This window comes from Pseudomonas putida (assembly GCF_002741075.1).
GTDB lineage: Bacteria > Pseudomonadota > Gammaproteobacteria > Pseudomonadales > Pseudomonadaceae > Aquipseudomonas > Aquipseudomonas putida_T.
This window is the reverse complement of the sequence record NZ_CP016634.1, coordinates 2,695,865-2,718,979: the sequence shown is the minus strand read 5'-3', so window position 1 is coordinate 2,718,979 and position 23,115 is coordinate 2,695,865. Positions and strand designations below refer to the sequence as shown.

Sequence of the window (23,115 nt, the reverse complement as noted above, 5' to 3'; positions counted from 1 at the left end):
CATGACGGTCGTCGGTCGGATCGATTGACAAGGCCGGACGGCTTACCTAGTGTCGCGCCATTGTTTACGGATGGCCCCATGACTGACGACGATCGCATCAAACTCGAACCCGGCTGGAAGGCCGCATTGCGCGCCGAGTTCGACCAACCCTACATGCTCAAGCTGCGTGAGTTCCTGCGCGAGGAATATGCAGCCGGCAAGGAGATCTATCCGCCTGGGCCGCTGATCTTCAACGCGCTCAATTCCACGCCGCTGGACAAAGTGAAGGTGGTGATCCTCGGCCAGGACCCTTACCACGGCCCTGGCCAGGCTCATGGGCTGTGTTTCTCGGTGCAGCCTGGCGTGCCCACGCCGCCGTCGCTGGTGAACATCTATAAGGAGCTGCACCGCGACCTCAACCTGCCCATCCCCAGCCATGGTTACCTGCAAAGCTGGGCAGAGCAGGGGGTATTGTTGCTAAACACCACCATGACCGTGCAGCGCGGCAGCGCCGCCTCCCACGCCAATGCGGGCTGGCAGCCGTTCACCGATCGGGTCATCCAGGTGGTCAGCGAGCAGTGCGAGAATGTGGTGTTCCTGTTGTGGGGCTCTCATGCCCAGAGTAAGCAGAAACTGATCGACGGCACTCGGCACCTGGTGCTCAAGTCGGTGCACCCGTCGCCGTTGTCCGCGTATCGGGGCTTCTTCGGTTGCGGGCATTTCAGCCGGACCAACAGCTTCCTCGAGCAGCGTGGGCTGACGCCCATCGATTGGGCCTTGCCGCCACTCTGAAAAACGCGCTGCCTTCTTCGTGGGTAAACCCGCTCCCACAGGGTTTGCGATAAGCCTTGTGGGCGCGGGTTTACCCGCGAAGACGTTCGCACGCCGTCACGGTCGGTTCGTGTCCCAGCGCCGGAACAACGGCTCGGCCAGAAACAGCACGAACAACAGCCGCATCACCTGCAGCGCCGTCACCAACGGCACCGACAACTGCAAGGTCTCGGCCGTCAGGCTCATCTCGGCGATACCCCCTGGCATCATCCCCAGGGTCAGTGAGCGCAGGTCCAGCTGGGTCATCACACTCAACACCCAGGCCGCGCTGGCGGCGATCAACATGCACAGGAAGGTCGCCAGCAAGGTCCGTCCCAGGAAGGACGGCGCCCGGCGAAAGAACGTCCGGTTGAAATGGCAGGCCAGGCCACTGCCGATCAGCCACTGTCCGGTCTGGCTGGCGCCGGGCGGCAGGGCGATCTGCAGGTTGCCCGCCAGGCTCACGCACGCGGCGACCAGCAGTGGACCGAACAGCCAGGGGTTGGGCTGGCGCAGGCGCTGCCAGATCAACGCGGCCAACACGCCAAGCGGCGCAATCAGCGCCAGCCAGCCCCAACTTACGCTGCCCACATGGGTCAGCGGCACGCCATCGCCGAGCAGGAACTTGAACAGCGCCGGCACGCACAGCACCACCGCCAGCACCCGCAGACTCTGGGCCGCCGCTACTTGGCTGAGTACCGCGCCATTGCGCGCGCCCAGGTTGACCATCTCCCCCGATCCCCCCGGCATGCTGGCGAAGAACGCCGTGGCGCGGTCTTCGCCGGTGCGCCTGAGCAGCCAGACGCTGATTGCAGCGGACAACGTGGTGAACAGCGCCCCGAAGACGATCAGGGCAAAGTGGCTGGCCACCTGTTCGATGACCGCCGGGGTGAAGTGCAGACCGATGCCGATGCCGATGATCCACTGCCCGCACTTGCGGCCATTGGGAATTTCCGGCAGCTGCCAGGGTGTCAGGCAGCGCACCAGGATGATTGCCAGCAGCGAGCCGACCATCCACGGCAAAGGCCAGCCGACCTTGCTGGCGAGAAACCCGCCAGCAAGACCGACCAGCCCGGTAGCCCAGAACGGCGGCGACCGATCAGGCATCGGCCATCGCCCGACGCTGCAGGCTGCGTTTACGCCAGCTGCGCAGCAGCGGCAGGGTCAGCATGCAGAGGGTCAGCACCCACACGGACATGCTGATCGGGCTCGACCAGAGGATGCCCAGCTCGCCGTTGGAGATCGACAGTGCGCGGCGCAGGTTCTGCTCCATCAGCCCGCCCAGGATGAAGCCGAGCAGGATCGGTGACAGCGGGAAGTCCAGCTTGCGCAGGATGTAGCCCATGATGCCGATGCCGACCATCAGGAACAGGTCGAAGGTGGTGGCATGTACGGCGTACACGCCGATCCCGGTGATGATGGCGATCACCGGCACCAGGGCCCAGTTCGGGACTGCGAGGATGCGGGTGAAGAGACGGATCATCGGGATGTTCAGGATCACCAGCATGATGTTGGCGACGAACAGCGAGGCGATCAGGCCCCAGACGATGTCCGGTTGCTGTTCGAACAACAGCGGCCCTGGGGTGATGTTGTACAGGGTCAGCGCGCCGATCATCACGGCGGTGGTGCCCGAACCCGGCACGCCCAGGGTCAGCATCGGCACCAGGGCGCCGCAGCAGGAGGCGCCGATGGCAGTTTCCGGGGCCGCCAGGCCGCGGGCGTCGCCCTTGCCGAACTTGCCCTTGTCGCCGGCGATGCGTTTCTCGGTCATGTAGGCCACGGCGCTGGCCAGGGTCGCCCCGGCACCGGGCAGCACGCCCATGACAAAGCCCAGCAGGCCGCAGCGCAGGTTCACGATGAACACCGAGGCCGCTTCTTTGAGGTTGAACAGCATGCGCCCGGTGGCCTTGACCGCTTCGTGGCCGTGGTGGGTCTTTTCCAGCAGCAGGAGGATCTCGCTGATGGAGAACAGGCCCAGTACCAGCACCACGAACTGGATGCCATCGGCCAGGTGCACGCTGTCGCCAGTGAAGCGGTAAACGCCGCTGTTGGCGTCGATGCCGACGCTGGACAGGAACAGGCCGATCAGTGCGGCGATGAACGTCTTCAGCGGTTTGTCGCCGGCCATGCCGCCCAGGGCGACGATGGCGAACACCATCAGCACGAAGTATTCGGCGGGTCCGAAGGCGATTGCCCATTTCGCCAACAGCGGGGCGAACAGCACCATGCCGCAGGTGGCGATGAACGCGCCGATGAACGAGCTCCACGCCGACAGCGACAGGGCCACGCCGGCCAGGCCCTGGCGGGCCATGGGGTAGCCGTCGAGGGTGGTCATCACGGTGGAGGCTTCGCCGGGGATGTTCAGCAGGATCGAGCTGATCCGTCCGCCATACTCGCAGCCCAGGTAAACCGCAGCCAGCAGGATCAGCGCCGACTCAGGCGGCAGGCCCAGGGCGAAGGCGATGGGGATCAGCAGTGCCACGCCGTTGATCGGGCCCAGGCCCGGCAGCAGGCCGACCACGGTGCCGATCAGGGTGCCAGTCAGGGCGGTGACCAGGTTGTACGGGCTCAGGGCGACGCCGAAGCCCTGGCCCAGGTAGCTCAAGGTATCCATGTGTCAGTTCTCCAGTACGTCCAGCAGGCCGAGGGGCAGGGGCACATCCATCACGCGGTCGAACAGCCAGTAGAGCAGCAGGCTCATGGCGCCCACCACAATCAGGCTGTGCAGCCAGCGCCCGCCATACAGGCGCGCCATGGGCACGCCGACGAGCACGGCGCTGAGGATGAAGCCGAGCGACTCGAAGGTGCTGGCGAACACGATCAGCAGGCCGACGCAGGCGCTGATCTTGACCAGGGTTTCACGGTCCAGCGGTGGCTCGTCGTCCTTGCGCACGATGGGCGTTGGGCGAAAGGCCAGATAGAGCAGGGCAAGGCCCATCAGACCGAGCATCAGCAGTGGGTAGGCGCGTGGGCCTACAGGTTCGTAGGAAAACGCGGCCTGATACGGCCAGGCCATCACGGCCAGGGCCGCGCACACCGCCAGCAGTGCCAGGGCGAAAATGCGTTGCAGGATCATCAAGACATCCTCGGTAATGTTCGGGACGACGCGTACCCTGTGGGAGCGGGTTTACCCGCGAAAGCGCCAGTCGTCACAGCAGCGACGTCTGATCTGACGCATTCGCGGGTGAACCCACTCCCACAAGGATGTGCAGCGTTCTTGTTACTGGATCAGGCCGAATTCCCGGGCCAGGGTCTTGTAGTCGGCGACCTGCTTCTTCACGTAGGTGTCCAGTTCCTGCCCGGTCATGGCGAACGGGAACAGCTCACGCTGGTCACGCAATTTGGCGAAGTCCTCGGAAGCCAACAGTTTGTCGAACGAGGCTTTCCACCAGGCGTAGTCCTCGTCGCTGACTTTTGGCCCCAGGTAGAAGCCGCGTACCACTGGCCAGACGATGTCGTAGCCTTGTTCCTTGGCAGTGGGGATGTCTTTCATTTCTGGCTCATCCAGGCGGTTTTCGGAGAACACCGCGAGGATGCGCATGTCGCCGCTCTGAATGTGTGGCATGGAGTCGGAGATGTCGGTGGAGCCGACCTGGATATGCCCGCCGAGCAGCGCCGTGGCGATCTCGCCGCCGCCCTCCAGGGCTACGTAGCGAAGGTCGCGCGGGTTGATGCCGGCGGCCTTGGCGATCAGGGCGGTCTGCATCCAGTCCTGGCTGCCGACGGTGCCGCCGGAGCCGATGACCACTTTGCTCGGGTCTTTCTTCAGGGCCGCGACCAGGTCATCGAGGGTCTTGTAGGGCGAGTCGCTTTTCACGGCGATAGCGCCATAGCTGGTGCCGACCGCCGCCAGCCATTTCACGGCGTTCTCGTCGAAGCGCCCGAACTTGCCCTGGGCCAGGTTGAGCAGGGAGCCACTGGACCAGGCCACCAAGGTGCCGGTATCGGCCGGGCGCTGGGCGACCACGGCGTTGTAGGCCACCGCGCCGACGCCGCCGGGCATGTAGGTCACGCGCATGGGCTTGGAGAGGATTTTTTCGTTGACCAGGGCGCTTTGCACCAGCTTGCAGGTCAGGTCGAAGCCGCCACCGGGCGAGGCGGGGGCAATGCATTCGGGGCGTTTGGGTTCCGCGGCCAGGGCGTTGCCTGCCAGCAGCAGGCAACCGGTAGTCAGGACGAGGCGGCGCAGTGAAAAGGTCATCGTCTATCTCCGTGAGCGTTGTTGTTATGGGTTACCACAGAGCCACGCTGTAGCTCACCAGCAGCCGGACTTCGTCGGCGTCGCGAGCGAAGTTGGAGCGGAAGGTGGCATTGCGCAGGCGAACGGCGACGTCCTTCAACGGGCCGCTTTGTACCACGTACTTGAACTCGGTGTTGCGTTCCCACTCCTTGCCCTCGCCACCGTCGGCGCGGCTGACGTTGTCGCCGCTGATGTAGCGGGTCATGAAGGTCAGGCCGGGGATGCCCAAGGCGGCGAAGTTGTAGTCGTAACGCGCTTGCCAGGAGTGCTCGTCGGCCCCTGCGAAGTCGTTGATCTGGACGAAGTTGACCAGATATGGGTCAGCGCCATCGACATAGGGGAAGGCGCTGTCGCCGGACAGGTGCTGGTAGGCGGCACTGACCTTGTGGCCGCCCAGGGCGTAGCTGAGCATGCCGTTGACGGTGGTGTTGTCGATGTTGCCGGCCTTGGCCTGGCCGGCATCGTCGCTGAGGGCGAGGCGCAGGTCCGCGCCGAAAGTACCGGGGCCCCAGGGCTGGGTGGCGACCATGCCGATGAAGTGCTGACGGTAGATGTCGTCGAGTTCGGCGAAGTGGTAGCTGCCGGTGATGCGGTCGGTGAACTGGTAGTCCAGCCCGGCCAGGTCGAAATTGTCGGCGCTGAAGCTGCCGCCGAAGCGGCCGTTCTTGTTGTTGAGGGCCAGGTCTTCCCAGTTGGTGTCGTTGCGGTCCTTGGCTTTTTCCAGGCGACCGCCGGTGAACGTCAGGCCCTTGAGCTCCTTGGAGGTCAGCAGGCCGCCTTCGAAGGTCTGTGGCAGGATGCGTCCGTCGTTGGGCTGCAGGGTTGGCAGTTCCGGGATCAGGGTGCCGACCTTGAGCTCGGTCTTGGAGACCTTGACCTTGCCGGTCAGGCCGAGCTTGGAGTACTCGTCGGCGGCCTTGCCATCGTCGTGGGTCGGCAGCAGGCCGGTGTCGGTACGGTCGGGGCTGGAGTCGAGCTTGATGCCGAGCATGCCCAGCGCGTCCAGGCCGAAGCCTACGGTGCCGTCGGTGTAACCGGACTCGAAATTGAGCATGAAGCCCTGGGCCCACTCGTCGCGTTTGGACTGCTGGCTGCTGGTGCCATCGCGAAAGTCACGGTTGAAGTACATGTTGCGGGTTTCGAAGGTGGCCGTGCTGTCTTCGAAGAAGGCGGCCTGGCTCAGAGGGGCGACGCCGGCTAGCGCCAGAGCGCTGGCGATGGCGGACGGACGTGCGGACAGGGAACGGGTAGGCGCGAACGCCTGCGGCTGCGTGGACAGCATCGTCGGGAGACTCCGTTTATTGTTCTTATCGGGCGCACCTTGCTGGTGCTTTTTTTCGGCGCGCGGGGCGACCGTGGTGCGATGCTAGGTAATGAACCTTTCGCTAACCTTTCAGCGTGAAAGGTTTGCCGCGAGGGCTTCACAGGCCCCCGGACGGCGGTACACTCCGCGCCAAAGCCCCCACCCGAGCAGGGAGAATCCGATGCGCGTGTTGTTGGTCGAAGACCACCTGCAATTGGCCGAAAGCGTGGCCTTGGCCCTCAAAAGCCAAGGTCTGACCGTGGATGTGCTGCACGATGGCGTGGCCGCCGACCTGGCCCTGGCCAGTGAGGACTATGCCGTGGCCGTGCTCGATGTGGGCCTGCCGCGCATGGACGGTTTCGAAGTGCTGGCGCGCCTGCGCGGGCGGGGCAAGACGCTGCCGGTGCTGATGCTCACCGCGCGCAGCGACGTCAAGGATCGGGTTCATGGCTTGAACCTGGGCGCCGATGACTACCTGGCCAAACCGTTCGAGCTGACCGAGCTGGAAGCGCGGGTCAAGGCGCTGCTGCGCCGCAGCGTGCTCGGCGGCGAGCGCCAACAGCGCTGCGGGCCGCTGGTCTACGACCTGGACACCCGCCGCTTCACCCTCGGTGACGAACCCTTGACCCTGACCCTGCGCGAACAAAGCGTGCTCGAAGCCTTGATCGCCCGCCCGGGGCGGGTGATGAGCAAGGAACAGCTGGCAGCCCAGGTCTTCGGCCTGGACGAAGAAGCCAGCCCCGATGCCATCGAGATCTACATCCATCGCCTGCGCAAGAAGCTCGATGGCCATCCAGTGGCTATCGTCACCTTCCGCGGGCTGGGTTACCTGCTCGAGCACCGCGATGCGTGACAATGGCAGCCTGCGTGGGCGTTTGCTGGGCAACTTGGCGCTGTTGCTGGTGGTGCTGATGCTCGCCAGCGGCCTGAGTGCCTACTGGAACGGTCGCGAGGCCGCCGACACCGCCTACGACCGCACGCTGCTGGCCTCGGCGCGAACCATCGCCGCCGGCCTGTCCCAGCGCGACGGAACCCTGAGCGCGGATGTGCCCTACGTTGCCTTGGACACCTTCGCCTACGACAGCGCCGGGCGTATCTACTACCAAGTGCTGGATATTCACCAGCGGCTGATTTCCGGCTACGAAAACCTGCCGCCGCCGCCCCCGGGAACGCCGCGTACCGATGACTATCCAGCCCTCGCGCGGTTCTACAACGCCACCTACCAGGGCCAGGACGTGCGAGTGGTCAGCTTGCTCAAGCCGGTCAGCGAGCCGAACATGAATGGCATGGCCGAGATCCGCGTGGCCGAGACCGAGGAGGCGCGGGTACGCATGGCCCGGGGGCTGATGGCCGACACCTTGCTGCGCCTGGGCATGCTGGCGTTGGGGGCGCTGGGAATGGTCTGGTTCGCCGTCAGCGCGGCCTTGCGCCCGCTGGAGCGTCTGCGCACGGCGGTCGAAGAGCGCCAGCCTGATGACCTGCGTGCCTTGCCGGTGGTGCAGGTGCAGCGCGAGTTGGGGCCCTTGGTGCGCGCATTGAACCATTTCACCGAGCGGCTGCGCGGGCAGTTCGAGCGCCAGGCGCAGTTCATCGCCGACGCCGCTCATGAGTTGCGCACACCATTGGCCGCGCTCAAGGCGAGGGTCGAACTGGGCTTGCGCTCCCAGGAGCCGGAACAGTGGCGCCAGACCCTTGAGGCCGCCACCCAGGGTACCGATCGTCTGACTCACCTGGCCAACCAGCTGTTGTCCCTGGCGCGGGTGGAAAACGGTGCCCGGGCAATCGCCGAAGGCGGCGCTCAGCGTCTGGATCTGTGTCAATTGACGCGCGACCTGGGTATGGCCATGGCGCCACTGGCCCATGCCCGGGGGGTGGCGCTGGCGCTGGAAGCCGAGGCGCCGGTGTGGCTCAAAGGCGAGCCGACCCTGCTCAATGAACTGCTCAGCAACCTGGTGGACAATGCCCTGGCGCACACGCCCAAGGGCGGCAATGTGATTCTGCGGGTGCTGGCCCCGGCCATCCTTGAAGTGGAGGACGACGGGCCGGGTATTCCCGAGGCGGAGCGCGAGCGGGTATTCGAGCGCTTCTACCGGCGTAGCGCCCAGGGTACGGGGCTGGGGCTGGCGATCGTCGGCGAGATCTGTCGCGCGCATCTGGCGCAGATCACTCTGCATGATGGCGAAAAGGGTGGGTTGCGCGTGCGGGTGAGTTTCATCGTTGATTGAGCGGGGCTTTGCGCATTGCTGTTTCAGAGGGGTAGGGGCTGTGGGAACAACGGTCCTGTGTAGCCTGTGCCGGCCTATTCGCGGGTAAACCCACAGGGTTGACGGTGATCCTTGTGGGGGCGGGTTTACCCGCGAATACGTTGGTCAATTCACTGCCGCATTCGCGGGTAAGCTGACTCTCAAAGCTAAGGCGTTTGGTTTAGCGCAACATGCTGCGGGCATCGAGCAGGTCGGCGACATCCAGCTCGGTCCCGTAGGGCAGCCCGAGATGCTGGTAGGCGGGCAGGGCCGCCAGGGGGCGGCTGCGGGTCCGATGGCTGAGGTGGCGGGCGATCTGCACGATGTCGATGTAGTCGATGCTGTCGCTGCGTCGGTCCAGGTCCTGCACCTGGCTGGGCAGATTCACCAACTGTTCGGGGAACTCCCAGGCCTTGAGGATCTTGTCGCCCAGCACTGGCTGGATCTGCTCGATCACATAGTGCAGGCACACTGGATCGGAGAGCAGTTCGTTGTGCTCCTCGGCATAGATCAGCACGGGCAGGGCACCAATCTGGTGGACCAGGCCCCCCAGGGTGGCCTGGTCCGGCTTGAGCTGGGTGTAGCGGCGGCACAGTTCATAGCTGATGCCCGCTACTTCAAGGCTGTTGGCCCAGATATCGCGCAATTTTTGCTCGACGGCCGAGGAGCGGGCGTGGAAGATCTGCTCGATTACCAGACCGATCGCCAAGTTGCAGCTGTAGTTGATACCCAGGCGGGTGATGGCGGTGTGCAGGTCGGTGACCTCCACTGCCGCACGCAACAACGGGCTGTTGACCACTTTGATCAGGCGCGCCGAGAGGGCCGCGTCGCGACCGATCACCTTGCTCAACGCGGCGACGCTGATCTCGCTGTCCTCGGCGGCCTCGCGGATGCTCAAGGCAACTTCAGGAAGGGTCGGCAGGACCAGGTCGTCCTTGTCGATGGCTGCGAGCAATTGTGATTGAACCGTCTCGGCCAGCTTGTTCATCTAACTTCTCTACCGCAATGGTGGTGCGGCCCCGCAGGGAGGCGGGGCGGGCTGGTCAGCGCAGGATTTCCCGGTCGCGGTCCAGTTCGTAGGGCAGGTCCAGCAACGTCAAGCATGGACCTTCGAGGCTGCCCAGGTGCAGGTTGTCGTCTGCCACGGCTTCGGCGCTGAGCACCGCGAGCAGTTCGCAGCCGTCATCTGCACGGGCGGCAATGACCACTTCGCCCACCGACGAGCCGTGGGTGGGCGAGAAGATCTCGGCGCCAGGGGCGGGTACGTCGTGTTGGGCCAGGGCCAGGCGGTACTGACGGCGCTTGAGCTTACCCAGGTACTGCATGCGCGCGACGATCTCCTGGCCGGTATAGCAGCCTTTCTTGAAGCTCACGCCATCGACCGCCTGCAGGTTGATCATCTGCGGGATGAACAGCTCGCGGGTAGGGCCCATGACCTGACCGATACCGGCGCGGATCTGGCCGAGCAGCCAGTCGTTGAGACAGCCTTCGGTCAAGTGGGCGGCGAGCGTCTGGCGGACGGTGTCTGCTTGTGCGACGGGTGCCCAGAGTTCCACGCGGCCGGTGCTGACAGCGATCGCGATCAGCCCGTCATGGCGTACCGTGGTGCCAGCCTCGGTCGGCGTGGCCAGGCCCAGCGCTTCAAGCGCGGCATCGCCTTGCGCCAGGCCGAAGCGGGCCCAGGCGGCGCTTTCGTCGGTCAGGATGGCTTTGGAGAAGACGGCGTACTTCTTGAGGTCGGCCAGTTGCGCGTCGAGCAGTTCGCTGGCCATGGCCAGCAGGTAACCGTTGCCTTCCGGGAAGATACGGAAGCTCGATTGCATACGGCCCTTGACCATGCAGCGGGCGCCCAGGCTCGCATGCTCCTCGCTGAGGTAGTTGATGTTGCAGGTCAGCTGGCCTTGCAGGAACTTGCCGGCATCGGAGCCGCGGACGGCGAGGATGCCCTCGTGGGACAGGGGACAGAAGAAAGCGGAATCGGCCATGGGTCATCGCGGTTGCTTGAGACTGGCGGCCATCATAGAACGCTGGTAACAAAATAGGTAGGTGACTAGACCAACGCCTTGTGCCGCCGCAAGCGTGCCACTGTATACTGGCGGCCCATTCGAGGAGGGCCCCATGGTCGAACAAACTGAACTCAACCGGCTTTTCTGGCATAGCCGCCGCGGCATGCTTGAATTGGACGTACTGCTGGTGCCATTCACCCAGGAGGTCTACCCCACCCTGAGCGAAGCGGACCGCGAGCTGTACCGTCGCCTGCTGACCTGCGAAGACCAGGACATGTTCGGCTGGTTCATGGAGCGTACCGAGTCCGACGACCCTGAGCTGCAACGCATGGTTCGCATCATCCTGGACCGTGTCCAGCCCAAGTGAGCATTTCGAGTGCCGCTGGCAAGGCTCGCGCCTGCTGCTGGCGGCCTACCTGACCTGCCAGGTGCTCGCGCTCTGGGCCTTGATCCTGAGCGCGCAACCCTGGTGGTTGAGCGTTCTCCTCGCCCTCGCTTGCCTTGCCCACGCCTGCTGGGCCATTCCCCGTCGTATCCTGCTAACCCATCCCGAGGCCATTACCGGCCTGCGCCGTGACCCCACCGGCTGGCGACTTTTCAGTCATGCCCGAGGCTGGCAGCGGGTGCGGTTGTGTCGGGACAGCGTAGCGTTGCCAGGATTGGTTGTGCTGCGTTTCGTCAGGCCAGGGCGCTGGTTCGGCGAGAGCCAGTGCATACCGCGAGATGCCCTGGATGTTGATCAGCATCGGCGTCTGCGGGTGAGGTTGAAGTTCAGTCGCAGGCGCTGGGCCGAGGTTTCGGCGCAATAACCCGCTTTAGGCGTGTGTTGTCATGCGGGGCTGCGCTGTACTTGTGGGCGCTGGCTCCGCCAGCTCCCACGGATACGCCTCCGTTCAGACTGGACTGAGGATGGTGTCCTTGGCCTCGGACAGCATTCCGGGGTAATCCAGCGTGTAGTGCAGCCCGCGACTTTCCTTGCGCTGCATCGCCGAGCGGATCATCAGTTCGGCGACCTGGGCCAGGTTGCGAAGCTCGATCAGGTCGCGGCTGACTTTGTAGTTGCTGTAGAACTCGTCGATCTCGTCGAGCAGCAGACGTACTCGGTGCTCGGCTCGCTGCAGACGCTTGCTTGTGCGCACGATACCCACGTAGTCCCACATGAAACGCCGCAGTTCGTCCCAGTTGTGCGCAATGATCACGTCTTCGTCCGAGTCGGTGACCTGGCTTGCGTCCCAGCAGGGCAGGGCGGTCGGAGCTTGCACTTCGTCCAAATGCGCCTCGATGTCGGCTGCTGCGGCACGGCCATAGACAAAGCATTCGAGCAACGAATTGCTGGCCATGCGGTTGGCGCCGTGCAAGCCCGTGAAGCTGGTCTCGCCGATAGCGTACAGGCCGGGCACATCGGTATGGCCGCGATCATCGACCATCACGCCGCCGCAGGTGTAATGGGCGGCCGGGACCACCGGAATCGCTTGGCGGGTGATGTCGATACCGAAGGCCAGGCAACGCTCGTAGACGGTGGGAAAGTGGTTCTTGATGAAGTCGGCAGGCTTGTGACTGATGTCCAGATAGACACAATCCACGCCCAGGCGCTTCATTTCGTGGTCGATGGCGCGGGCGACGATATCCCGGGGGGCGAGTTCCTCGCGGGGGTCGAAGCGCGGCATGAAGCGTTCGCCATTGGGCAGGCGCAGCAGGGCCCCTTCGCCACGCAAGGCCTCGGTGATCAGGAAACTCTTGGCCTGGGGGTGGTACAGGCAAGTGGGGTGGAACTGGTTGAATTCCAGGTTGGCCACCCGGCAGCCAGCGCGCCAGGCCATGGCGATACCATCGCCGCAGGCGCCGTCGGGGTTGCTGGTATAGAGATAGACCTTGGCCGCGCCGCCAGTGGCCAGCACGGTGAAGCGCGCTCCGAAGGTGTCGACCTCGCCGGTGTTGCGGTCCAGCACGTAGGCGCCCAGGCAACGCTCGCCGGGCAGGCCCAGGCGGCGCTCGGTGATCAGGTCGACCGCCACACGCTGCTCCAGCAGCTCGATGTTCGGCCGCTGGCGCGCCTGGTTCAGCAGGGCAGTGAAGATCGCCGCGCCCGTCGCATCGGCGGCATGGATGATGCGCCGGTGGCTGTGACCACCTTCGCGGGTCAGGTGAAACTCGAAGCCGCCGTCATCGACGCTGTAATGCTCGTCGCGGGTGAAGGGGACCCCTTGTTCGATCAACCATTCGATGGCTTCGCGGCTGTGCTCGACGGTGAAGCGCACGGCATCTTCATGACACAGGCCGCCGCCGGCATTAAGCGTGTCCTCGACATGGGACTGGACGGTATCGGTGTTGTCCAGAACCGCGGCGACGCCGCCCTGGGCCCAGAAGGTCGAACCGTTGGCCAGGTCGCCTTTGCTCAGCACGGCGATGCGCAAGTGGCTGGGAAGGTTCAGTGCCAGGCTGAGGCCAGCGGCGCCGCTGCCGATCACCAGGACATCGTGTTGGAATTGTTGGCTCATGTCTTGACACTAGTAATCTTGGGAAGGGGAGCGGCACAATAGTCATGCGCAGATGGCATTGTGAAACTATCGTTAAGCCTGTCCGGCTGCCTTTATAGCAGCCACAGGTGTCTGATTTCCAATGGCATCTGCACCCTGGTGGCGATCTTTATGGGAACTTTCCGATACCGGTGGAAATCCTAAGAAGGCTGCCCGCACGCCACCAAATGCCGCGGCGACGCATGGCGGTAGCTCTTTCGGGCTGACACCTGCGTATTCGAGATCAGATTATCGACGCAGCCGGCCGTGACCGCGCTGCGTCTTTCGTGCGAGCCGACCAAGGGCCGCAGGAAACTTGCTTGGAGGGGAGAACTTTTGCGCAAAGGCCGAGTCTATGGTTGCAAGCCTGAACGATGGCTGTTGCAACGCTCCTTCGAGACCACTGAGGAGTGTTCATGCTAACCCAGGAAGAGGATCAGCAGCTTGTCGAGCGTGTGCAGCGCGGCGACAGGCGAGCGTTCGATCTGTTGGTGCTGAAGTATCAGCACAAGATTCTCGGGTTGATCGTGCGGTTCGTCCACGACACCCACGAGGCCCAGGATGTGGCGCAGGAGGCTTTCATCAAGGCCTACCGGGCGCTGGGAAATTTTCGCGGTGACAGTGCTTTCTATACCTGGCTGTACCGCATCGCCATCAACACGGCGAAGAACTATCTGGTGTCCCGCGGAAGGCGTCCACCAGACAGTGATGTGAGCTCCGAGGATGCGGAGTTTTACGACGGCGATCATGGCCTCAAGGATCTCGAGTCTCCAGAGCGCGCGTTGTTGCGGGATGAAATCGAAGGCACTGTCCATCGCACCATCCAGCAACTGCCCGAGGACCTGCGCACGGCATTGACCCTACGTGAGTTCGACGGACTGAGTTACGAAGACATTGCCAGTGTCATGCAATGTCCGGTAGGTACCGTGCGCTCTCGAATTTTCCGCGCTCGGGAGGCCATTGATAAAGCCCTGCAGCCTCTGTTGCAGGAAACCTGAGACAGCGGCGACAGCCAAGAGAGGAACCGCCATGAGTCGTGAAGCTTTGCAGGAATCGCTGTCCGCGGTAATGGATAACGAAGCGGACGAACTTGAACTGCGTCGCGTGTTGAACGCCGTCGACGATCCTGAAACCCGTGCCACCTGGTCCCGCTATCAGGTCGCGCGTGCAGCGATGCACAACGAACTGGTACTGCCGAAACTCGATATCGCCTCGGCGGTGTCCGCAGCTTTGGCCGACGAGGCCGTGCCTGCCAAGGTCAAGCAAGGCCCATGGCGCACCATTGGGCGCCTGGCCGTAGCCGCCTCGGTGACCGTCGCCGTATTGGCTGGCGTGCGCCTGTACAACCAGGATGAGATCACCGGTGCCGAGCTCGCTGCCCAACAACCTGCCCAGCAAGGTCTGAGCGTGCCGCAAGCACAGGGCCCGGCCGTTTTGGCAGGCTATAGTGAGAGCAGTGAGCAACCGACCGGGCCGATGGCCAACGGCGTGCTGCAGAATCAGGCCGGCTGGGATCAGCGTTTGCCAGGGTATCTGCGCCAGCATGCCCAGGAATCTGCGCTCAAGGGTACCGAGACCGCTCTGCCCTACGCACGCGCCGCCAGCCTGGAAAACCGTTAAGTAAGGAGGATCATGCGCGCGCTACCTCTCCTGACGCTGCTATTTGGCAGTTGCATGATGGTGCCAGCGTTGGCGGCCAACTCCTCGCCCGAGGCGAGTGAGTGGCTGAACAAGCTGGCGCAGGCCGAGCGAGAACAGAGTTACCAGGGGTCTTTCGTCTACGAACGCAATGGCAGCTTCTCCTCCCACGATATCTGGCACCGCGTCCAGGATGGCAAGGTCAGCGAGCGCTTGTTGCAGCTCGATGGCGCGACCCAGGAAATCGTGCGCGTCGATGGCAAGGTCCAATGCGTCAGCGGCGCCCTGGTCAGCCGCGTAGGCGCCCCACCGGACTCCGCACCGCGTGTGCTCGATCCTCTCAAACTGATGAGCTGGTACGATTTGAGCGTTGCGGGCAAGTCCCGGGTCGCCGGGCGCGACGCCGTGATCGTGACGCTCACTCCGCGGGACCAGCACCGCTATGCCTTCGAACTGCACCTGGATCGCCGCACTGGTTTGCCCTTGCGCTCTTTGATGCTCAACGACAAAGGCCAGTTGCTCGAGCGCTTCCAGATGACCCGTCTGGATACCGATGACGTGCCCACCGACGATGACCTGCTCGCCAGTGCTTCGTGCAAGCCGGTCGAGCGAGTCACTGCCGCGAGCACCGAAGCCGCCTCTGGCTGGCGTTCGGATTGGTTGCCGCCGGGTTTCGAGCTGATCAACAGCTCCGTGCGCCGCGATCCGGTGCGTGACAGCATGGTCAGCAGTCTCATGTACGACGATGGCTTGGCACGCTTCTCGGTGTTTCTGGAACCGGTCAGCGACGATGCGGGGCCCGACACCCGCGCGCAGTTGGGGCCAACAGTCGCCGTATCACGCCGTCTCAATACGCCCAAAGGTAAGGTCATGGTCACCGTGGTTGGCGAGATCCCCCTGGGGACTGCCGAGCGTGTCGCCCTGTCCATGCGGGCCCAGGATGCCCAGGCACGCCAGTGATGGTGTACCTTCCTACGTATCGTAGGTCATGCGTCTGACATGAAATTAAAGCATTGTCATTTGCAATCCTTTCGTAAATTTTCTATAGGTCAGGCTTCTCGGGGGCTGGCCTTTCTTGCTTGTGCAAAGGCCTCACTTTGTTAACTACGCTCGTTGTGACGGGAGCCGTATGTCAATACCACGCTTGAAATCCTACCTATCGATGTTCGCCGCCGTGCTGATGCTCGGCCAGGTGCTCACCGCCCAGGCCGAGGAAGCCCTGCCGGACTTCACCACCCTGGTCGAGCAGGCCTCGCCTGCCGTGGTGAACATCAGTACCAAGCAGAAGCTGCCGGACCGCGGCGTCGCCGCCGGGCAGATGCCGGACCTGGAAGGCCTGCCGCCGATGTTCCGCGAGTTCTTCGAGCGCAACATGCCGCAAGCGCCACGCTCGCCCCGGGGCGACCGTCAGCGGGAAGCCCAGTCCCTCGGTTCAGGCTTCATCATCTCCAGCGATGGCTATGTGCTGACCAACAACCATGTGGTCGCCGATGCCGATGAGATCATCGTGCGTTTGTCCGATCGCAGCGAACTCCAGGCCAAGCTGGTCGGTACCGATCCGCGTACCGATGTGGCCCTGCTCAAGGTCGAAGGCAAGAACCTGCCGACCGTCAAGCTCGGCGACTCCGAAAAGCTCAAGGTCGGTGAATGGGTACTGGCGATCGGTTCTCCGTTCGGCTTCGACCATTCGGTGACCAAAGGCATCGTAAGCGCCAAGGGGCGTACCCTGCCGAACGATACCTATGTGCCGTTCATCCAGACCGACGTGGCGATCAACCCGGGCAACTCCGGCGGTCCGCTGTTCAACATGAAAGGCGAAGTGGTGGGTATCAACTCGCAGATCTTCACCCGTTCCGGTGGCTTCATGGGCCTGTCGTTCGCCATCCCGATCGATGTGGCACTGGATGTCTCCAATCAGCTGAAGAAAGACGGCAAGGTCAGCCGTGGCTGGCTTGGCGTGGTGATCCAGGAGGTCAACAAGGACCTGGCTGAATCCTTCGGTCTGGACAAGCCGGCCGGTGCCCTGGTCGCCCAGGTGCTGGAGGACGGTCCGGCAGCCAAGGGCGGTCTGCAGGTGGGTGACGTGATCCTGAGCATGAATGGCCAGCCGATCGTCATGTCGGCCGACCTGCCGCACCTGGTCGGCAGCCTCAAGGATGGCGACAAGGCCCGCCTGGAGATCATCCGCAACGGCAAGCGCCAGAACCTGGACATCACCATCGGCGCGTTGCCCGAGGACGATGCCGACATCGGTACCGGCGGCGAGTCGGGCGCCGAGCGCAACAGCAACCGCCTGGGCGTCTCCGTGGCCGACCTGACCGCCGAGCAGAAAAAGTCCCTGGAACTCAAGGGCGGCGTGGTCATCAAGGAGGTTCAGGATGGTCCTGCGGCGTTGATCGGTCTGCGTCCGGGCGATGTCATCAGCCACCTGAACAACCAGGCGATCGCTTCGGCCAAGCAGTTCACCGAAATCGCCAAGGACCTGCCGAAGAACCGTTCGGTGTCCATGCGCGTGCTGCGTCAAGGCCGAGCCAGCTTCATTACCTTCAAGCTGGCGGAGTAATCTGCGCGTTGCGTAGGAAAAGGGCAGCTTCGGCTGCCCTTTTTCATGAAATTTTCCTCAGCCCACACTTGGCCTGGCGCTACGGTCAGCCCGAAGGCGCGCAATCCGGGGGTAGCCGGCTCCCGCAGGGGCAACGCCTGTCACCATGTCGCTTGATCTGGAATCTCCCATATCCCCGCGGCTTAAGGTACAATTCCCGGCTATTTTTCGGCGGGCGTCCGGCTCGCAGCCTTTTCGAGTGTTGACCCGTGAGTGATTTGAGTCATATCCGCAATTTCTCCATCATCGCCCACATCGACCATGGCAAGTCGACGCTGGCCGACCGTTTCATCCAGATGTGCGGTGGCCTGTCGGCACGCGAAATGGAAGCCCAGGTCCTCGATTCCATGGACCTGGAGCGTGAGCGCGGGATCACCATCAAGGCCCACAGCGTCACGCTGAGCTACAAGGCCCAGGACGGCAAGGTCTACCAGCTGAACTTCATCGATACCCCCGGCCACGTCGACTTCACCTATGAAGTCAGCCGTTCCCTGGCCGCGTGCGAAGGCGCGCTGCTGGTCGTGGACGCCGGTCAAGGTGTCGAAGCCCAGTCCGTGGCCAACTGCTACACCGCCATCGAGCAGGGCCTGGAGGTCATGCCGGTACTGAACAAAATGGACCTGCCCCAGGCTGATCCGGACCGCGTCAAGGACGAGATCGAGAAGATCATCGGTATCGACGCCACCGACGCCGTGGCCTGCAGCGCCAAGAGCGGCATGGGCGTCGATGAGGTTCTCGAGCGTCTGGTGCAGACCATCCCTGCTCCTGAAGGCGAGATCGATGCCCCTCTGCAAGCTCTGATCATCGACTCCTGGTTCGACAACTACCTGGGCGTTGTCTCCCTGGTCCGCGTGCGTCACGGCCGGGTCAAGAAGGGCGACAAGATTCTGGTCAAGTCCACCGGCAAGGTGCACCTGGTCGACAGCGTCGGTGTCTTCACCCCGAAACACACCCAGACCGCCGACCTCAAGGCGGGTGAGGTAGGCTTCATCATCGCCAGCATCAAGGACATCCACGGTGCGCCGGTCGGTGACACCCTGACCCTCTCCTCGACCCCCGAGGTCGAAGTCCTGCCAGGCTTCAAGAAGATCCAGCCGCAGGTGTATGCCGGCCTGTTCCCGGTCAGCTCCGACGATTTCGAAGATTTCCGCGACGCGCTGTCGAAGCTGACCCTGAACGACTCCTCGCTGCAATACCTGCCGGAGAGCTCCGACGCCCTGGGCTTCGGCTTCCGTTGTGGCTTCCTCGGCATGTTGCACATGGAGATCATCCAGGAGCGCCTGGAGCGCGAATACGACCTGGACCTGATCACCACCGCGCCGAGCGTGATCTACGAGCTGGTCCTCAAGACCGGCGAGACCATCTACGTCGACAACCCGTCCAAACTGCCGGATGTTTCTGCGGTGCAGGACTTCCGCGAGCCGATCGTCACCGCGACCATCCTCGTGCCCCAGGAACACCTGGGCAATGTCATCACCCTGTGCATCGAGAAGCGTGGCGTGCAGCGCGACATGCAGTTCCTCGGCAGCCAGGTGCAGGTGCGCTACGACCTGCCGATGAACGAAGTGGTGTTGGACTTCTTCGACAAACTGAAGTCGACCAGCCGCGGTTACGCTTCGCTGGACTATCATTTCGATCGTTACCAGTCGGCCAACCTGGTCAAGCTGGACGTGTTGATCAACGGCGACAAGGTAGACGCCCTGGCGCTGATCGTTCACCGCGACAATGCCCACTACAAGGGCCGTGCGCTGACTGAGAAGATGAAGGAACTGATCCCTCGGCAGATGTTCGATGTGGCGATCCAGGCAGCCATCGGCGGCCAGATCGTCGCCCGTACGACTGTCAAGGCGCTCAGAAAGAACGTACTGGCCAAGTGCTACGGCGGTGACGTCAGCCGTAAGAAGAAGCTGCTGGAGAAGCAGAAGGCCGGTAAGAAACGCATGAAGCAGGTCGGCAACGTGGAGATTCCACAGGAAGCCTTCCTCGCCGTGCTCAGGTTGGATAGCTAGGTCCTATGTCGCTAAATTTCCCGCTGTTGCTAGTCATCGCCGTAGCCGTCTGCGGCCTGTTGGGTTTGATCGACCTGCTGTTCCTGGCTCCGCGCCGGCGAGCGGCGATCGCCAACTATCAGGGTAGTGTCAGCCAGCCCGAGATGGCGGTGCTCGAGCGCCTGAACAAGGAGCCGTTGCTGGTCGAGTACGGCAAATCGTTCTTCCCGGTGCTGTTCATCGTGCTGGTGCTGCGTTCGTTCCTGGTCGAGCCGTTCCAGATCCCGTCGGGGTCGATGAAGCCGACCCTGGAAGTGGGCGACTTCATCCTGGTGAACAAGTTCTCCTACGGCATTCGCCTGCCGGTGATCGACAAGAAGGTCATCGAAGTGGGTGATCCGCAGCGCGGCGACGTGATGGTGTTCCGTTACCCGAGCGACCCGAATGTCAACTACATCAAGCGTGTGGTTGGCCTGCCGGGCGACCAGGTGCGCTACACCAGCGACAAGCGCCTGTACGTCAATGGCCAGCCGATTGCCGAGCAGTTGGTCGGCACCGAGCCAGGCACCCTGGGCAGTGCCCAGCTGTACAAGGAAAAACTCGGCGAGGCCGAGCACTTGATCCGCAAGGAAATGAGCCGTTACCGCATGCCGCCGGACCAGCAATGGACCGTACCGGCCGGCCATTACTTCATGATGGGTGACAACCGCGACAACTCCAACGACAGCCGTTACTGGGACGATCCGAACATTCCAAAGGAACTGCACGGCATGGTTCCGGATCGCAACATCGTCGGCAAGGCCTTCGCGGTGTGGATGAGCTGGCCAGAGCCCAAGCTCAGCCACTTCCCCAACCTGTCGCGGGTTGGCCTGATCCATTGATACCCAACGGCGCTGTCTGGCAGACAGCGCCGAATGCATTTCTGACATAGGCTGTGTTCTCAGGGATCGAGAGATTCCGCCGCCCACAAGGTGGTGGACCACAGCCAAACAGTCTTTCAGGATGTTGATTTGAACAACGCGTTGAACAATCCAGGGGTGGCCCCATGAGTGCTTCCCTCGCGCGCCTGGAGCGCAAGCTCGGCTATACCTTCAAGAACCAGGACCAGATGCTCCTGGCCCTGACCCATCGCAGCTATGCCGGGCGCAACAACGAGCGTCTGGAGTTCCTGGGTGACGCCATCCTCAACTTCGTGGCCGGCGAAGCGCTGTTCGAGCGTTTCCCGCAGGCCCGCGAGGGTCAGCTCTCGCGCCTGCGCGCACGCCTGGTTAAAGGCGAGACCCTGGCCCGCCTGGCCCGTGGCTTCGACCTGGGCGAATACCTGCGTCTGGGCTCGGGTGAGCTCAAGAGCGGTGGCTTCCGGCGGGAGTCGATCCTGGCCGATGCCCTCGAGGCACTGATCGGGGCGATCTACCTGGACGCCGACATGGAGACCGCCCGCGAACGTATCCTGGCCTGGCTGGCCGGTGAGTTCGACGGGCTGACCCTGGTCGATACCAACAAAGACCCCAAGACCCGCCTGCAGGAGTTCCTGCAGTCGCGTGCCTGCGAACTGCCACGCTATGAAGTGGTGGACATCCAGGGCGAACCGCACTGCCGTACCTTCTTCGTCGAATGCGAGGTGGTGCTGCTGAACAACAAGAGCCGTGGACAGGGCGTGAGCCGGCGTATCGCCGAGCAGGTCGCCGCCGCCGCCGCATTGATCGCCCTTGGCGTGGAGAATGGCAATGACTGAGAACACTTCGACCCGTTGCGGCTATGTCGCGATCGTCGGTCGCCCCAACGTGGGCAAGTCCACGCTACTCAACCACATCCTTGGCCAGAAGCTGGCGATCACCTCGCGCAAGCCTCAGACCACCCGTCACAACATGCTCGGCATCAAGACCGAGGGGGACGTGCAGGCGATCTACGTCGACACGCCCGGTATGCACAAGGCCAACGACAAGGCGCTGAACCGCTACATGAACCGTAACGCGTCGGCGGCCCTGAAGGACGTCGACGTGGTCATCTTCGTGGTCGACCGCACCCGCTGGACCGACGAGGACCAATTGGTGCTGGAGCGTGTGCAGTACGTGAGCGGCCCGGTGATCCTGGCGGTCAACAAGACCGACCGCATGGACGAGAAAGCCGAGCTGATCCCACATTTGCAGTGGTTGCAGCAGCAGTTGCCCAATGCCGAGATCGTGCCGATCTCTGCCCAGCAGGGGCACAACCTCGAAGCCCTCGAAGCGCTGATCGCCAAGCACCTGCCCGAGAACGAGCACTTCTTCCCCGAAGACCAGATCACCGACCGCAGCAGCCGCTTCCTGGCCGCGGAACTGGTGCGCGAAAAGATCATGCGCCAGCTCGGTGCGGAGCTTCCGTACCAGATCACCGTGGAGATCGAGGAGTTCAAGCAACAGGGCCATGTGCTGCATATCCATGCGTTGATCCTGGTTGAGCGTGACGGTCAGAAGAAGATCATCATTGGTGACAAGGGCGAGCGCATCAAACGCATCGGTTCGGACGCACGCAAAGACATGGAAGTGCTGTTCGACGCCAAGGTCATGCTCAACCTGTGGGTCAAGGTCAAAGGCGGCTGGTCCGACGATGAGCGCGCCTTGCGCTCGCTGGGCTACGGCGACCTGTAACCTCACCAGCGAACATACTGCTGGCACGTCCCCTGTGGGAGATTCTATGGTTGAGGGCAAAGCTTTTTTGCCCCTTTGCTGACGTATTCGCCTTGGGTCTTCATCAAGGCGAATGCAACCCTGGCGAGCTTGCGTGACAAGATAACCAGGGCCTGAGTCGTTGCCTTACCTGCCCGGCGATAGTGCTCGTAGACGTCTTTCCAGGCCGCAGACCTACTGGCCGCCATGGCGGCGTTATGCAGTAATCGACGGATCTCTGAACAACCCCGCTTGGTCAACCGTCGACGTCCGGCCTTTTGGCCGGAATCTGCAACTTTCAGGTCCATGCCTAGAAAAGCGATGTATGAATCACTGTTCTTGAATTCGCCCCGAATAAATGCGGTGACGAGGGCAACAGCGGTCAGGAAGCCAATCCCTTCAACTTTCTGACAGCGGGCGACTTGTTCGGCTAGGCCAGCCTCTTTTACCAAGACCTTCAGGCGTTTCTGGATCAGAAGATCAAGCGACTCGAAGTGCTTGGCAAAGCTGTTGAACGCCTCTTTGAGCGACATTTCATTGCCCCAGCTCTGAGTCAGACTTGTCCGCGCCGAAACCAGCGCTGCTCTGCGCCGGAGCAGGCTCTGGAGCTTGCCGTAGACAGCTGGAGGGGGCGACCAAGGACGAAGAGCACTGCCCTCGCGATCCAGGAAGCGAGCCAGCAGGCAGGCATCGGACGCATCGGTTTTAACGCGTCCGCCAACGCCCTTGCGGTAGTTGCTGAGTTGAAACCCGTCGACGACATAGACGGCGAAGCCCTTTTCGTATGCCATCTCAACCAGGTCCAGATGGTAAACATTGGTAGCTTCAACGCAGATAGCGGTATTGGCCGGCTGAAGTGCCAGCCACTTTTGGATTTCAGGCTTGGTGTTTCTAACGGTCTGCTGTTGGGCGGAGTCTTCGTAATAACAGACCAGCTCAGCCTTGGCGACATCGATGCCGATGATGAAATTGTCTACTCGCATTGCCATCGCCTGAACTCCCACGGTATGGTTTTTGAACTCGGAGGGGTTTCACCAAGAGGCGCTGGCTTGCTTCTATCGTCGTTTGCAAACGATGCATTCTTTATCGGCGCTTTGGTGAAGGGGTGGGGCGATGTCTCCCACGGTCTGTACTGCGCCTAA

Annotated in this window: 22 protein-coding genes; 13 read left to right on the top strand and 9 right to left on the bottom strand. The window is 62.9% G+C overall.

The genetic code is table 11. The features are described from left to right. Positions 1-78: 78 nt before the first annotated feature. Positions 79-771: a uracil-DNA glycosylase gene (gene ung, locus IEC33019_RS12630; protein WP_070094560.1), complete on the top strand. Its 693-nt coding sequence runs from the start codon at positions 79-81 to the stop codon at positions 769-771. A gap of 96 nt (positions 772-867) precedes the next feature. On the opposite strand, the gene IEC33019_RS12625 is transcribed toward ung, so the two are convergent. From IEC33019_RS12625 to IEC33019_RS12605, 5 genes are all read right to left on the bottom strand, one after another. Then, positions 868-1,896 (bottom strand): AbrB family transcriptional regulator, encoded by a 1,029-nt coding sequence (locus tag IEC33019_RS12625; protein WP_099593590.1) that lies wholly within the window; start codon positions 1,894-1,896, stop codon positions 868-870. Beyond that, the gene (locus IEC33019_RS12620) at positions 1,889-3,403 is read right to left on the bottom strand and encodes a tripartite tricarboxylate transporter permease (RefSeq protein ID WP_070094562.1); all 1,515 of its coding nucleotides are present in this window, start codon (positions 3,401-3,403) and stop codon (positions 1,889-1,891) included. Before IEC33019_RS12620 ends, IEC33019_RS12625 begins: the two co-directional genes overlap by 8 nt. 3 nt (positions 3,404-3,406) lie before the next feature. Continuing rightward, positions 3,407-3,865, bottom strand: coding sequence for a tripartite tricarboxylate transporter TctB family protein (locus tag IEC33019_RS12615; RefSeq protein ID WP_070094563.1), 459 nt, complete (start codon positions 3,863-3,865; stop codon positions 3,407-3,409). A 144-nt stretch (positions 3,866-4,009) separates the two neighbouring features. After that, positions 4,010-4,990, bottom strand: a complete 981-nt coding sequence (locus tag IEC33019_RS12610; RefSeq protein WP_070094564.1) for a Bug family tripartite tricarboxylate transporter substrate binding protein — start codon at positions 4,988-4,990, stop codon at positions 4,010-4,012. A gap of 31 nt (positions 4,991-5,021) precedes the next feature. Then, entirely contained in the window at positions 5,022-6,311 is a 1,290-nt protein-coding gene (locus IEC33019_RS12605) for an OprD family porin (RefSeq protein WP_070094565.1), read from the bottom strand. Between the two features lie 202 nt (positions 6,312-6,513). Between IEC33019_RS12605 and IEC33019_RS12600 the strand changes: the two genes are divergently transcribed. Further along, complete coding sequence (locus IEC33019_RS12600; RefSeq protein ID WP_070094566.1) at positions 6,514-7,185, top strand: response regulator; 672 nt, start codon at positions 6,514-6,516, stop codon at positions 7,183-7,185. Then, positions 7,178-8,557 carry a sensor histidine kinase gene (locus tag IEC33019_RS12595; protein WP_070094567.1) on the top strand — a complete coding sequence of 460 codons (1,380 nt, stop codon included), beginning with the start codon at positions 7,178-7,180 and terminating at the stop codon, positions 8,555-8,557. The genes IEC33019_RS12600 and IEC33019_RS12595 overlap by 8 nt, the downstream gene beginning before the upstream one ends. A 199-nt stretch (positions 8,558-8,756) precedes the next feature. Here IEC33019_RS12595 and IEC33019_RS12590 read toward each other — a convergent pair whose 3' ends face one another. Together IEC33019_RS12590 and ygfZ are read right to left on the bottom strand one after the other, a co-directional pair. Next, complete coding sequence (locus tag IEC33019_RS12590) at positions 8,757-9,563, bottom strand: HDOD domain-containing protein (RefSeq protein WP_070094568.1); 807 nt, start codon at positions 9,561-9,563, stop codon at positions 8,757-8,759. Between the two features lie 55 nt (positions 9,564-9,618). Next, positions 9,619-10,560 (bottom strand): CAF17-like 4Fe-4S cluster assembly/insertion protein YgfZ, encoded by a 942-nt coding sequence (ygfZ, locus tag IEC33019_RS12585; RefSeq protein ID WP_070094569.1) that lies wholly within the window; start codon positions 10,558-10,560, stop codon positions 9,619-9,621. Between the two features lie 133 nt (positions 10,561-10,693). On the opposite strand from ygfZ, the gene IEC33019_RS12580 reads away from it, so the two are divergent. Next, positions 10,694-10,948, top strand: a complete 255-nt coding sequence (locus tag IEC33019_RS12580; RefSeq protein WP_043206462.1) for a succinate dehydrogenase assembly factor 2 — start codon at positions 10,694-10,696, stop codon at positions 10,946-10,948. Beyond that, positions 10,932-11,390: a protein YgfX gene (locus tag IEC33019_RS12575; RefSeq protein ID WP_081337537.1), complete on the top strand. Its 459-nt coding sequence runs from the start codon at positions 10,932-10,934 to the stop codon at positions 11,388-11,390. The genes IEC33019_RS12580 and IEC33019_RS12575 overlap by 17 nt, the downstream gene beginning before the upstream one ends. A gap of 84 nt (positions 11,391-11,474) precedes the next feature. On the opposite strand, the gene nadB is transcribed toward IEC33019_RS12575, so the two are convergent. After that, positions 11,475-13,079 (bottom strand): L-aspartate oxidase, encoded by a 1,605-nt coding sequence (nadB, locus tag IEC33019_RS12570; RefSeq protein ID WP_070094571.1) that lies wholly within the window; start codon positions 13,077-13,079, stop codon positions 11,475-11,477. Positions 13,080-13,513: 434 nt separating this feature from the next. Between nadB and rpoE the strand changes: the two genes are divergently transcribed. From rpoE to era, 8 genes are all read left to right on the top strand, one after another. Next, entirely contained in the window at positions 13,514-14,095 is a 582-nt protein-coding gene (rpoE, locus tag IEC33019_RS12565) for an RNA polymerase sigma factor RpoE (protein ID WP_010220971.1), read from the top strand. 31 nt (positions 14,096-14,126) lie between these two features. Next, entirely contained in the window at positions 14,127-14,717 is a 591-nt protein-coding gene (locus tag IEC33019_RS12560; protein WP_070094572.1) for a sigma-E factor negative regulatory protein, read from the top strand. Positions 14,718-14,729: 12 nt separating this feature from the next. Continuing rightward, positions 14,730-15,695, top strand: a complete 966-nt coding sequence (locus IEC33019_RS12555) for a MucB/RseB C-terminal domain-containing protein (RefSeq protein WP_070094573.1) — start codon at positions 14,730-14,732, stop codon at positions 15,693-15,695. Positions 15,696-15,897: 202 nt separating this feature from the next. Beyond that, positions 15,898-17,298, top strand: a complete 1,401-nt coding sequence (locus tag IEC33019_RS12550; RefSeq protein ID WP_372340675.1) for a DegQ family serine endoprotease — start codon at positions 15,898-15,900, stop codon at positions 17,296-17,298. A gap of 248 nt (positions 17,299-17,546) precedes the next feature. Continuing rightward, the gene (lepA, locus tag IEC33019_RS12545; RefSeq protein ID WP_043206469.1) at positions 17,547-19,346 is read left to right on the top strand and encodes a translation elongation factor 4; all 1,800 of its coding nucleotides are present in this window, start codon (positions 17,547-17,549) and stop codon (positions 19,344-19,346) included. Positions 19,347-19,351: 5 nt separating this feature from the next. Then, the gene (lepB, locus tag IEC33019_RS12540; protein WP_070094575.1) at positions 19,352-20,206 is read left to right on the top strand and encodes a signal peptidase I; all 855 of its coding nucleotides are present in this window, start codon (positions 19,352-19,354) and stop codon (positions 20,204-20,206) included. Positions 20,207-20,370: 164 nt separating this feature from the next. Continuing rightward, a complete protein-coding gene (gene rnc / locus IEC33019_RS12535; protein WP_043206471.1) occupies positions 20,371-21,060 on the top strand; it encodes a ribonuclease III in 690 nt (229 codons plus the stop codon). Beyond that, positions 21,053-21,955, top strand: coding sequence for a GTPase Era (gene era, locus IEC33019_RS12530; RefSeq protein WP_043206472.1), 903 nt, complete (start codon positions 21,053-21,055; stop codon positions 21,953-21,955). The genes rnc and era overlap by 8 nt, the downstream gene beginning before the upstream one ends. A gap of 44 nt (positions 21,956-21,999) precedes the next feature. Here the strand turns inward: era and IEC33019_RS12525 are convergent, their stop codons facing one another. Further along, a complete protein-coding gene (locus IEC33019_RS12525; RefSeq protein ID WP_099593050.1) occupies positions 22,000-22,962 on the bottom strand; it encodes an IS110 family transposase in 963 nt (320 codons plus the stop codon). Positions 22,963-23,115 lie beyond the last annotated feature (153 nt).